Consider the following 11,486-nt stretch of genomic DNA (forward strand, 5'->3'; position numbering starts at 1 on the left):
ATGGTGACGGACTCCCGCGACATCTTGGCCGGCGCGGGGGCTGAGGCGGGCGCGGCCKGCGTCGGTCCCGGGCTGGCGGGACCAGCGCCCGGCGCGGGGGCGCCGGCGTTGTTGGAAGAGACGTCTGTTGACATGGGAATTCCCTCAGGGAGTTGGGTGTGGGTCCGGCGAGCGTCGGCGCTGCTGCAGGTTGCAACAGTCTAAGCCCTGGGCGCATTCCCGTCACCGGAGCAGAATTCCGCCGCCGGAAAAGCAACACGGGGTCACATCCGGCCCATCGGCATGGACCGTGTCYGACCCCGCGTTGCTGCTTGCTGGTCCGGCTGGTGTCAGGCGTCCAGCGGCACGTTATCGATCAGCCGCACCGGACCGACCTTGGCCGCGATGATTGCCAGCGCTTCGCCGCGGAACGGGGTTTCCCTGCAGTTCTCCGCAAGGGGTTCGAGGGTGCGCGGATCCACGACCTCGAAATAGTCCAGTTCCACGAGCGGCTGGGATCGGACCAGGGCCTGCGCGGACTCKACGTCGAGGGGCTGATGGGCGTTGGCGCGCTCCTCGATGAGCCGCAGAGCCCGGGAGAGGACCAGGGCGGCACCGCGCTCGTCCCCGGAGAGGAAGCGGTTGCGGCTGGACAGCGCCAGGCCGTCGGCCGAGCGCACAATGGGCACGGGTACGATCTCCACCGGGAAATTCAGGTCCGCCACCATGCGCTGGACCAGGGCCAGCTGCTGGGCGTCCTTCTGGCCAAAGTAGGCGCGGTAGGCCGGTTGGCCTCCGCCAGGAAGCCCGGCCCCCGGCAGGCCATAGTGGAGCAGTTTCGCGACGACGGTCAGCGCGCCGTCGAAGTGTCCGGGCCGGGACGCACCCTCCCACTTTTCGCCCAGGGGCCCCGCCGTGATCCGCACGAGGGGCTCCCCGCCGGGGTAGACCTCCTCCACCGCCGGCGCGAACGCCAGGTCAACGCCCTCGGCGTCAAGCAGAGCGAGGTCGGCCTCCAGCGTCCGGGGGTACCGGTCCAGGTCCGCGGCCTCRCCGAACTGCAGGGGGTTGACGAAGATGCTGGCCACGACGACGTCGTTCTGGGCKACGGCGGTGCGGGCCAGCTGGGCATGGCCCTCGTGCAGGGCGCCCATGGTGGGCACCAGACCCTGGGATGTGCCGCCCTTCTGCGCCAGCAGCCGGGCGCTTGCGGCGCGGAGCTGGGCAGCGGTGGTGACGAGTTGGATTGCCATGTCAGGGTCCTTCCGGGGCGCGCGTCCCGTTCTGGTCGGGGCCGCGGAGCGCTTGTTCGATGCCGTCGAGTTGGTCCGGCTTCAAGAGCCCGCGGCTTCCTGCCCGGCGGGCTGTCGCCCGGGCCATGGCCAGGTACGCCTCCAGAATATCGCCGCCTGAGCCGCCGTCGTACTCGCGGAGGGCACMGGCGTGCGCGGCGACCGTGCCGGCGTCGCCGCGGGCCACGGGCCCGGTCAGGGCCGATTCGCCGGAGGCGAGCGCGTTCTCCAGCGTGGCGCGCAGCAGCGGGCCCAGCATCCGGTCCGGGGCTTCGACGCCGACGTCGCGGAGCAGCTGCGAGGCCTGCGCCACGAGCGTGACCAGATGGTTCGAGCCATGCGCCAGGGCAGCGTGGTAGAGGACGCGGTCGGCTTCTGCAATAGCGACGGGTTCGGCACCCATTTCGACGACAAGTGCCTGGGCGATCGGCAGCATCGCGGCGTCGGCCGTGACGCCGAAGGTGCAGTCCAGGAGCCGGGTGAGGTCCAGGCTCATGCCCGTGAATGTCATGGCCGGGTGAAGGGCGAGCGGCACGGCGCCGGCGGCGCGGACCGGGTGCAGGATCCCGACGCCGAAGCGCCCGGAGGTGTGCGCCACGAGCTGGCCGGGCTGCCAGGCGCCCAGCTTGGCAAGGCCGTCCACGAGGGGGCCGAGGGCGTCATCCGGGACGGCGAGCAGGACCAGTTCGGCGCGCTCCACGATGTCCTGCACTTCCAGGATGGGCACGCCCGGCAAGAGTGTTTCGGCGCGTTCGAGGCTGGCGTCCGACACGGCGGACACCCCAATGACGGCGTGCTCGGCTCCGCGCAGCGCCGCCCCCAGGACGGCACCGACCTTCCCTGCGCCGATGATTCCGACGCCGAGGCGTCCTGGTTTAGCCATGATGCGGGCCTTCCTGAGTGTCTGGTGCGGGTGTTTGCGCGGGCGGCGTGGTTGGTTCCATCCAGTGTTCGCTCGTTTGGCGCTTGCGTGCGGCGCGGGCGCGGGCGGCCTGGGCGTMCAGGAGGGCCCGGGCCTCATCGAGGCCGGCCTGGATGAGCCGCGGGGCGACCGGGCCCGCGGTGGTGTGCAGGACCAGGTCCGCCACCCGGAACCTGCGGGCGAGCGGCCCCTGCTGCAGTGCCATCGACTGGGTGCGCTGGTGCGGCACCACAACGAGGTTCCGCCACCACCGTCCGGACCTCAGGAGCAGTGCGGTCTCCGTTGCGGTGAAGCCGTTCCGCCGCCAGCCCAGCGGTGCCAGAAGCCGGGCCCGGCGCGGCGTGGTGACGAAGCCGCCGTCGGCGTCCTGCCGGGCCCCCGCTTCCCGTGTTCCGGTGTCCGGCGTTCCCGCGTCCGGGGCTCCGGCGTCCAGTGTTCCGGTTGGGTCCGCGAGGCCGTTGATTCCTGCCGTGAAGACGCCCGCCGGATCCGCGGTTCCGGGGTCCGGGAGCACCAGGGCGAGGAGTTTCAGGACGTCGGTGAGGGATCCYACCGGCAGCAGGGTGGTCCGGTGGGAGCCGTCCCGGGCGCTTTCGGCCAGGCCGTAGCCGGCCACATTGATCTGGATCCTGTACCAGCCGAACAACCGCCACAGCGGCGGCTGGCTGATCTTCAAGGCCTGGATCCTGCCCGGCGGCACGGTCTGCGCCTGGGTGTCCAGCAGGCCGTAGCGCAGCCGGATGCCGTCCGGGGAAACGGCGGCGGTGAAGTTGTAGCCCTTGTTGAACGAGGACCAGTAGGAGGCGGCGAGTCCGATCACGGCGGGGATCAGGAAGACCGTGAAGCTGCGGTTTTCGGTGACGGCGGACAGCAGCACGGAGGCGGCGCCGCCGGCCACGATGGCCAGGCCCTGTTCACTCAGGAGCACTGAGCCCATCAGGCGCGACGGCGGCACGGTCAGGACGGTCCGTTCCGGAGCCTCCACCACGGCGGCCTCCCGTTGCCCCGGTTCCGTCGCCTGCGAYAGCGACAGCGTCCCGCCGGAGGCACCGGAGGCACCGGAGGCACCGGCGAGAATTGTCGCGCGGAGCTGGCGGGCCTCGTCCGCACGGAGGTAGGCCAGGTGCACAGCGGATTCTCCGGCGTCGGCGACTTCGAACCTTAGTTCCGCCAGACCGAAAATCCTGGCCAGCAGGGGCTGCACGACGTCGATGGCCTGCACCCGGTCCAGCCGGGCCTGGCGCTGCTGCCTGAACAGGAACCCGGAGTTGACCCGGACGTACCCGTCCGCCACCTGGTAGCGGGTGAAGTACCAGCTCAGGACGAAGCCGAGCACGGTCAGCAGCAGGAGGGTGCCGCCGCCAAGCAGCAACCATGGCGCCCGGCCGGCGAACCGCTCGTCAAAGACCGGGCCGCCCTGGAGCAGCCGTTCGAAGGAGTCMCGTCCGAAAAAGAAGAACAGCGCGGCCACTGCCACCCAGCCGCGGACGAACGGCGATCCCKGGTGGACCCGCAGCCAGCCGGCGTCGGCGGTACGGGTGTTTCCCGAACCGGGGCCGGTTCCACCGGCGGTACCGGTCTCTCCCGCACCGGGGCCGGTTCCCGGCTCCCGCGCCGCTGGGAGATCCTCCGGTGTCAGCGCCATGCCGTCATGGCCTTCCCGTCACAGCCCGGCCAGCCGGGCTTCGCCGCGGGCGGACAGCTGTTMGCGGAGCCGGGCTCCCTCGCCGGCGGGCAGGCCGGGGATCTCCGCGTTGGTCCCGGCGGACGCCGTGTGTAGCTTCAGGGTGCACAAGCCCAGGGGGCGTTCGACGGGTCCCACCGCGATGTCCACGTACTGCATCCGCCCGTAGGGGACCACGAGGGTGCGCTGGAAGAAGATACCGCGGCGGATCAGGAGGTCATCGTCACGCTCGGCGTAGCCGATCGAATGCACCTGCCGGGGAATAAGGACGAGCCGCCAGACCGCCAGCAGCAGCCAGACGGCCGGAACGGCAACGGCCAGCCAAAGCGGCGGCCACGTCCACGCGCCGTTYAGCACCAGCACCAGGGGAAGCGACAGCAAGACCACCGCKATCAGGTTCCCCAGAGCCCACTCCGCGAGGCGCACGGTGACGTACTTCGGTGACACCCTGAGCCATTCGATGCCCGGCGGGTCAATCGCTTCGGTAGGCATATTCGCCTTCTGCGGAGGGCTTGTTGCGCTTTCCCTGCACCTCGTGCCCGGATTCGGCGTCGCCGTCCTCGGGCGGAATCCGGCAGAACCGCTCGACGACCAGTCCGACGACCACCATGATCAGCCCGCCGCCGGCCATCGCAAGGGCCTGCCAGGTGATGTCCTGGTTGCTGCGCAGGTTCCACAGCCGCAGCTGCTCGATCAGGATTCCCGCGTGCCAGCCCAGCAGGACCGTGCCGGTGTAGGCGCAGGCCTGCGCCAGGACCAAGGTCCACGCCGCCAGGATGGGGTTGAGGATTTTCTTCTTCTTGCCGTTGCGCCAGCGCAGCACGCGGATGCCCAGCACGAGGGTGAGTACCACGATCACGCCCATGGTCAGCAGCCCGGTGAGCGGCAGGACGGGGGTGGCCAGGCTGTAGCGGCCGGCCATCACGGTGGCGAACCAGCCCGCCATGGCCAGGACCACAGCAATGGCCAGCAGGAGCAGGGGGTTGGTCAGCTTCACGGGCGGTCCACCGTATCGGGGACGCCGGCCGCGTCCGCGCCTGGGACGTCCGCGGGTGCCGGGGGCCGGAAGCCGTCAAACGGTGCGAGGTCGGCGAAATCGTCGGCTTTGGCGGCGAGCTCGCCCACGCGTTGGCCGTTGAGCTCCGCCGCGGGATCGATCAGTGACCACGGGTAGAGCACGAACGCCCGTTCCGCGGCCCGGGGGTGCGGCAGGGTGAGTTCGGGGTCGGAACTCACCACGGCACCGTAGGTGATGATGTCCACGTCCAGGGTCCGCGGTCCCCACCGGACCTCACGCACCCGCAGGTGCTTCTGTTCCACGGCGTGACAGTGCCGCAGCAGTTCGCGCGGCAGCAGGGACGTCTCGACCGCAATCACCATGTTGAGGAAGTCGGGCTGGTCCGCCGGGCCGCCCACGGCCTTCGTCTGGACGATCGGCGAGATGGCCAGGAGGCGCACTTCCGGCGGGTCGACGATATCGGCGACGGCGGCGGACAGCGTGTCGCTGCGCTCCCCCAGGTTGCTGCCGAGCGCGATGACCGCGCGGGTGTAAAGCGGGCTCATGTCCGTCTCCGGTGCACGCTGACGGAAACATCGCCGAACTCTACCTCGATCGGGGCCTTCGGCTTGTGCACGGTGATGTCCACGGCGGCCACGGGGAATTTCTGCAGGACGTCGTCGGCAATCCGCACGGCCAGTGCCTCGATCAGGTTCAGCGGGTCTCCCGTGATCCAGTCCCGGATGCAGCCGGCGACTTCGCCGTAATGTGCGGTGTCCAGGACGTCGTCCGACGCTGCAGCCTGGCTGAAGTCAAGGTGCAGCACCGCGTCAACGACGAACGGCTGGCCGTCGCGGCGCTCGAAGTCGAACACTCCATGATGGCCGACGGCGGTGACGCCGCGCAGCGTGATCTGGTCCATGACGCCGGCCGGATCAGTTGGTGCCGGCGGCGGCCGGTGCCGGGTGCGCCGGGGGTGCCATGCGGGCGGCGACCTTGACGGCGTCCAGGCTCGGGCCGACGTCGTGCACCCGCACCGCCCAGGCGCCGCGGAAGGCGCTGATGGCGGTCACGGCGGCGGTGGCGGCATCGCGTTCAACCGGCTGGGCGGCCTTGCCGGCCACGGTCAGGAGGCTGCCGAGGAAGCGCTTGCGGGAGCCGGCCACGAGGACCTTGTGGCCCATGGCCTGCAGGACGTCCAGGCGCTGCAGCAGTTCCCAGTTCTGGACGTCGTTCTTGGCGAAGCCCAGMCCCGGGTCCACGATGATCTGTTCCGGGCTGACGCCTGCGGCGTAGAGCTTGTCGCGGACGCCGGCGAGTTCGGCGACGACGTCCCGGGCGACGTCATCGTAGTCGGTGAGGTCATTCATGGTGCTGGCGTCGCCGCGGCGGTGCGTCAGGATATAGGGCGCCTTGGTCCGGGCGGCCAGTTCAGCCATTTCCGGTTCGATGGTCAGGCCGGAGACGTCATTGATGATCGCGGCGCCGGCTTTCAGGGCGGCGGCCGCCGTCGCGGCGTGGGTGGTGTCGATGCTGACCAGGGCGCCGGCCTTGACCAGGGCCTCGATAACCGGCAGCACGCGGCGCTGTTCCTCGTCCACKCCGACCGCCGTGGCGCCCGGACGGGTGGATTCGCCGCCGACGTCGATGATGTCCGCCCCGGCGTAGAACATCCGCAGGCCCGCCGCGATCGCGGTGTCCGGCGTCGCGTAGTCGCCGCCGTCGCTGAAGGAATCGGGGGTGACGTTCAGGATTCCCATGACGAGTGTCCGGTCCGTGGGCAGGTCCTGGAACTTCGCTGCCGGGCGCGGTTTGCGCAGGATGGGCAGGGGCGAGGTTGCGGGGCCGGTCCCTGGGGCTGCAGCTAGGGAGTCCATAGTCTGTTTACTTACCTTCCGAGTATGAGGCTCATGGCTTCGGCGCGGGTGGCCGGGTCGTGCAGTTGCCCGCGCACTGCGCTGGTGACAGTCTTGGCGCCGGGCTTGCGGATGCCCCGCATGGACATGCACAGGTGCTCGCATTCGACGACGACGATCGCGCCGCGCGGTTTGAGGTGGGTGACGAGGGCTTCGACGATCTGGGTGGTCAGGCGTTCCTGGACCTGCGGGCGCCGGGCGAACATGTCCACCACGCGGGCCAGCTTGCTCAGGCCCGTGACCTTGCCGTCGTGCGAGGGGATGTAGCCCACGTGCGCCACCCCGTGGAACGGCACCAGGTGGTGCTCGCACGTGGAGTAGAACGGGATGTCCTTGACCAGTACGAGTTCCTCGTGGTCGAGGTCGAAGGTGGTGGCCAGGATCTCCGCGGGGTCGTGGTGCAGGCCGGCGAACATTTCGGCATAGGCCTTGGCCACCCGCTTCGGAGTGTCCAGGAGTCCGCCGCGGTCCGGGTCCTCGCCGATGGCCAGCAGGATTTCCCGCACGGCCGCCTCGATCCGGGGGCGGTCCACTTTGGTGCTTGGATGCTGGGCTTCCCCGTCCCCCGCCGAAGGGGCAGCGGGGGCGGGAACGTCGTCGTCGAAGTTAGAAGTCACAGAAGAAGCCTAGCTGGGAAGGCCGTCAGTCCCGATATCCGTAACGCCGCCGGCTCCTCCTTCGAAGGACTCCTGTCCGGGGACACCCTGGGCGTGCGGCGGCCGGGCGTCCAGGGGCTCTTCGAGCCGTGCCTGGGTCGCTTCCTCCTGCGCTTCGCGTTCGGCCTTCTCCCGGCGKGATTCCACCGGGCCGGCGGACAGGATCGGGCGGGTCTCCTTGGAGAGCCAGACCTCGCGGAAATCACGCTTGCGGATGTGGGTGAAGACCTGGGCGATTTCGGCCTGGTTCAAGGTTTCGCGTTCCAGCAGTTCCAGCGCCAGCTGGTCCAGGACGTCCCGGTTTTCGGTGAGGATGGCGTAGGCCTCGTCATGGGCGCCCTCGATGAGGCGGCGGACCTCCTCGTCGACGATGTAGGCGATCTGGTCGGAGTAGTTGCGCTCGTGGCCGGCGTCACGGCCCAGGAAAGGCTCGCCTCCGCCCTGGCCGAGGCGCACCGCGCCGACGCGTTCGCTCATGCCGAACTCGGTGACCATCTTGCGGGCGATCCCGGTGGCCTTCTCGATGTCGTTGGACGCGCCGGTGGACGGGTCGTGGAAGACGAGTTCCTCGGCCACACGGCCGCCCATGGCGTAGGCCATCTGGTCGAGCAGCTCATTGCGGGTGATGGAGTACTTGTCGTTTTCCGGGACCACCATGGTGTAGCCCAGGGCACGGCCACGGGGCAGGATGGTGATCTTGGTGACCGGAGCGGAGTTCCGCAGGGCCGCCGCGACGAGGGCGTGGCCGCCTTCGTGGTAAGCGGTGACTTTGCGCTCGTGTTCCTTCATCACCCGGCTGCGCTTCTGCGGGCCCGCCATGACGCGGTCAATCGCCTCGTCCAGCGCGMGGTCATCGATCAGGTTGGCGTTGGAGCGCGCMGTCAGCAGCGCGGMCTCGTTCAGGACGTTGGCCAGGTCAGCGCCCGTGTAACCCGGGGTCTTCTTGGCGACGGCCTTGAGGTCGACGCCGGGAGCCATCGGCTTGCCCTTGGCGTGCACCTGCAGGATCTGGTCGCKGCCGATCAGGTCGGGGGCCTCGACCGAGATCTGCCGGTCGAAGCGGCCCGGGCGCAGCAGGGCGGGGTCCAGGACGTCGGGCCGGTTGGTGGCGGCAATCAGGATGACGTTGGTCTTGACGTCGAAGCCGTCCATTTCAACCAGCAGCTGGTTGAGGGTCTGCTCGCGCTCGTCGTTGCCGCCGCCGATTCCGGCACCGCGGTGCCGGCCGACGGCGTCKATCTCATCGACGAAGATGATGGCCGGCGCGTTGGACTTGGCCTGTTCGAACAGGTCGCGGACGCGGGAGGCGCCCACACCGACGAACATTTCCACGAAATCGGAACCGGAGATGGAGAAGAAGGGCACGCCGGCCTCGCCGGCGACGGCGCGGGCCAGAAGGGTCTTGCCGGTGCCCGGAGGGCCGTAGAGCAACACACCCTTGGGGATCTTGGCACCGACGGCCTGGAACTTGGCCRGCTCCTGCAGGAATTCCTTGATCTCCTCTAGTTCCTCGACGGCCTCATCGGCGCCGGMGACATCGCTKAAGGTCACCTGGGGCATGTCCTTGTTGACGAGTTTCGCCTTGGACTTGCCGAACTGCATGACCTTGGACCCGCCGCCCTGCATCCGGGAAAGCAGGAACCAGAACAGGACACCAAGGAGCAGCACGGGCACCAGAAGGGAGAAGAGCCCCGAGAACCAGTTGTTCTCGATCGGCTGGTCCGTGAAACCGCCCGACGGTTTGGCATCCGTGACCGCCTTGACGACGTCCTGGGCACGGGCGTTGACGAAGTAGAACTGGACGTTCTTGCCCTTGTCCTGCCCGTCGACCTGCAGGTTGTCCTTCAGGACCAGGTCCACGCGGTTCTCGGCGTCGAAAATCTTGGCCTGTTCAACCTTGCCGGCGGAATTMAGCAGTTCAAGGCCCTTATCGGTGTCAATCCGGCTTGCGCCGCCCGGCGCCAGGGTGGCGAAGGCAAGCAGCAGCATGGCCACCACAACGACAATCCAGATGCCCGGGCCCTTGAAGAAACTCTTAGCTTTCATCTGTTCGGGGCTGGCCCCGTCCCTCCTGGTAGTGCTGCACGGCGACCGTTCTGCGCGCGTGTGGTGCTGCGTCAGGTTCTAGCTATACACCGTCGCACTAACTCACGCACGGTGAAGTGCAAAAGTTCCCTGTGGGCGTAGCGGGACGCGGCGCCCCGCCGTCCGGTCCCGGGCGGGGGCGTCTCCGCGTGAACGATCTATTCGTATACGTGCGGCGCCAGGGTGCCGACGAAGTCCAGGTTGCGGTACTTCTCGGCGTAGTCCAGGCCGTAGCCGACGACGAACTCGTTGGGAATGTCATAGCCGACGTACTTGACGTCGATCTTGACCTTCGCGGCCGTCGGCTTGCGGAACGCGGTGCAGATTTCCACCGAAGCGGTGCCGCGGGATTCCAGGTTGGTCTTGAGCCAGGAGAGCGTGAGGCCGGAGTCGATGATGTCCTCGACAATCAGGACGTCTTTGCCCATGAGGTCGGTGTCGAGGTCCTTCAGGATGCGGACCACGCCGGAGGACTGGGTGCCGGAGCCGTACGAGGACACGGCCATCCAGTCCATGGAGACGTGGCTGTGCAGTGCGCGGGCGAGGTCTGCCATGACCATCACGGCGCCCTTGAGCACGCCGACGATCAGCAGATCGCGGCCCTCGTAGTCCTTGTCGATCTGCGCCGCGAGTTCGGTGATCCGTTGCTGGATCTGTTCCTTGGTGTAGAGAACGTGCTTGAGGTCTGCCTGGACGTCGTTTGAATCCACCAATGGCTCCTGTGTAGATGCGGGGTGCGACTATTTTCGGGGCGGCTGTTGAGGCCGGAATACAAGCTTCCCACAGCGGGCGGCTTCGCGGGGAACGCCGCCGGCGGCGGACGGCTGCTCCGCAAGGAGCTGCGAGAGCGAGAGCCGGTAGACGCTGACCGAGCCGGGAAGCTCCACCGGGCCGGCCGATCCCTGCCGGCGCAGCAGCGCTTCGGCGGCAAGCAGGCGCTGGTAGCTGGGCTGTTGACCGCCGACGGCGGCGGCGGCCTTGGCGATCACCCGGAACCTCACGGCCGGGGCCAGGTCCCGCAGCGCCGCCTCCGGAAGGCTGATTTCCTCCCCGTCCTGCTCCCGCAGCCGGTCAAAGGTGTCGTTTGCCACGTCCTCCAGGTAGTCGGCGTCCAGCTGCAGGATCKAGGCCGTGCGGGCGAGGGATTCGGCGACGCCCGGGCCGAGCTTGTCTTCCAGCAGGGGCAGCACCTCAACCCGGGTCCGGGAGCGGGCGTAGGCGGGATCCGTGTTGGACGGATCGTGCCAGGGTTCCAGGCCCTCCGCCTGGCAGATCTCCAGGGTGTCCGCGCGCCGGAGGCCCAGGAAGGGGCGCAGGAGCCGGCCCCGGGAGGGCCGCATCCCGGCGAGGGACCGGGTGCCGGAGCCCCGCGCCAGGCCAAGCAGCACTTGCTCGGCCTGGTCATCGAGGGTGTGGCCGAGCAGGATCACGCCGGCGCCGGCCTCGTCCGCGGCGGCGTCGAGGGCCGCGTGGCGGGCGTCCCGGGCGGCCGCCTCCGGGCCCATGCCGGTGGCGGCGACGTCGACTGTGCGGATCTGCACGGGAGAGAGCCCGAGGTCCTCGAGGGTCCGGGCGGTGGTTGCTGCGACCGCGGCGGAGCCGGACTGGAGCTGGTGGTCCACCACGACGGCGCCCACGGACACGGGGTGGCCGTCGACGTGGCCCCGGCGGCCGAAATAGGCGGCGACGGCCGCGAGGGCCAGCGAGTCAGGACCTCCGCTGCAGGCGACCAGGACACGCTCCGGGTAGCCGGCGGCGGCAAGCGCGTCCTGCAGCATTTTCCGCGCGGTGCCGACCACCGGCGCGAGGCGGCCGGGCCGGCGTCGTCCGCTGGACACCGACGACGAACCGGCGGGGTTACGGGCTGTCATGGCGGCTAGAGGCCCATCCGGTCGAGCCAGAGCTTGGAGTCGTGGATCTCGGCTTCGGTGGGGAGCCGGTCAGCGGACTCCCAG

12 protein-coding genes are annotated in these 11,486 nt (G+C 69.3%); all 12 read right to left on the reverse strand.

Annotated elements, in window-relative coordinates:
* Positions 1–329: 329 nt before the first annotated feature.
* Positions 330–1,232 (reverse strand): pantoate--beta-alanine ligase, encoded by a 903-nt coding sequence (panC, locus tag AC1DBQ_RS17735; protein WP_476929768.1) that lies wholly within the window; start codon positions 1,230–1,232, stop codon positions 330–332.
* A 1-nt stretch (position 1,233) separates the two neighbouring features.
* On the reverse strand, positions 1,234–2,154 hold the full coding sequence (locus tag AC1DBQ_RS17740) for a Rossmann-like and DUF2520 domain-containing protein (protein WP_476929769.1): 921 nt from the start codon (positions 2,152–2,154) through the stop codon (positions 1,234–1,236).
* A complete protein-coding gene (locus tag AC1DBQ_RS17745) occupies positions 2,147–3,838 on the reverse strand; it encodes a PH domain-containing protein (protein ID WP_476929770.1) in 1,692 nt (563 codons plus the stop codon). Before AC1DBQ_RS17745 ends, AC1DBQ_RS17740 begins: the two co-directional genes overlap by 8 nt.
* 18 nt (positions 3,839–3,856) lie before the next feature.
* Complete coding sequence (locus AC1DBQ_RS17750) at positions 3,857–4,369, reverse strand: PH domain-containing protein (RefSeq protein WP_476929771.1); 513 nt, start codon at positions 4,367–4,369, stop codon at positions 3,857–3,859.
* On the reverse strand, positions 4,350–4,874 hold the full coding sequence (locus AC1DBQ_RS17755; RefSeq protein WP_476929772.1) for a DUF3180 domain-containing protein: 525 nt from the start codon (positions 4,872–4,874) through the stop codon (positions 4,350–4,352). The genes AC1DBQ_RS17750 and AC1DBQ_RS17755 overlap by 20 nt, the downstream gene beginning before the upstream one ends.
* Positions 4,871–5,440: a 2-amino-4-hydroxy-6-hydroxymethyldihydropteridine diphosphokinase gene (gene folK, locus AC1DBQ_RS17760; RefSeq protein WP_476929773.1), complete on the reverse strand. Its 570-nt coding sequence runs from the start codon at positions 5,438–5,440 to the stop codon at positions 4,871–4,873. The genes AC1DBQ_RS17755 and folK overlap by 4 nt, the downstream gene beginning before the upstream one ends.
* Positions 5,437–5,796: a dihydroneopterin aldolase gene (folB, locus tag AC1DBQ_RS17765; RefSeq protein ID WP_476929774.1), complete on the reverse strand. Its 360-nt coding sequence runs from the start codon at positions 5,794–5,796 to the stop codon at positions 5,437–5,439. Before folB ends, folK begins: the two co-directional genes overlap by 4 nt.
* 13 nt (positions 5,797–5,809) lie before the next feature.
* The gene (folP, locus tag AC1DBQ_RS17770; protein WP_476929775.1) at positions 5,810–6,751 is read right to left on the reverse strand and encodes a dihydropteroate synthase; all 942 of its coding nucleotides are present in this window, start codon (positions 6,749–6,751) and stop codon (positions 5,810–5,812) included.
* Positions 6,752–6,762: 11 nt separating this feature from the next.
* On the reverse strand, positions 6,763–7,407 hold the full coding sequence (gene folE / locus AC1DBQ_RS17775) for a GTP cyclohydrolase I FolE (protein WP_476929776.1): 645 nt from the start codon (positions 7,405–7,407) through the stop codon (positions 6,763–6,765).
* Between the two features lie 9 nt (positions 7,408–7,416).
* Entirely contained in the window at positions 7,417–9,492 is a 2,076-nt protein-coding gene (gene ftsH, locus AC1DBQ_RS17780) for an ATP-dependent zinc metalloprotease FtsH (protein ID WP_476929777.1), read from the reverse strand.
* Positions 9,493–9,689: 197 nt separating this feature from the next.
* Positions 9,690–10,241, reverse strand: coding sequence for a hypoxanthine phosphoribosyltransferase (hpt, locus tag AC1DBQ_RS17785; protein ID WP_091255514.1), 552 nt, complete (start codon positions 10,239–10,241; stop codon positions 9,690–9,692).
* A 30-nt stretch (positions 10,242–10,271) separates the two neighbouring features.
* Entirely contained in the window at positions 10,272–11,309 is a 1,038-nt protein-coding gene (gene tilS, locus AC1DBQ_RS17790) for a tRNA lysidine(34) synthetase TilS (RefSeq protein WP_476929778.1), read from the reverse strand.
* Positions 11,310–11,486 lie beyond the last annotated feature (177 nt).

The sequence above is a fragment of the Arthrobacter sp. 10T413_2 genome (assembly GCF_056394205.1).

Excerpts from the sequence above, each read along its gene's own strand:
- folK (WP_476929773.1), bottom strand. The coding sequence starts at position 5,440 with ATGAGCCCGCTTTACACCCGCGCGGTCATCGCGCTCGGCAGCAACCTG.
- folB (WP_476929774.1), bottom strand. The coding sequence starts at position 5,796 with ATGGACCAGATCACGCTGCGCGGCGTCACCGCCGTCGGCCATCATGGA.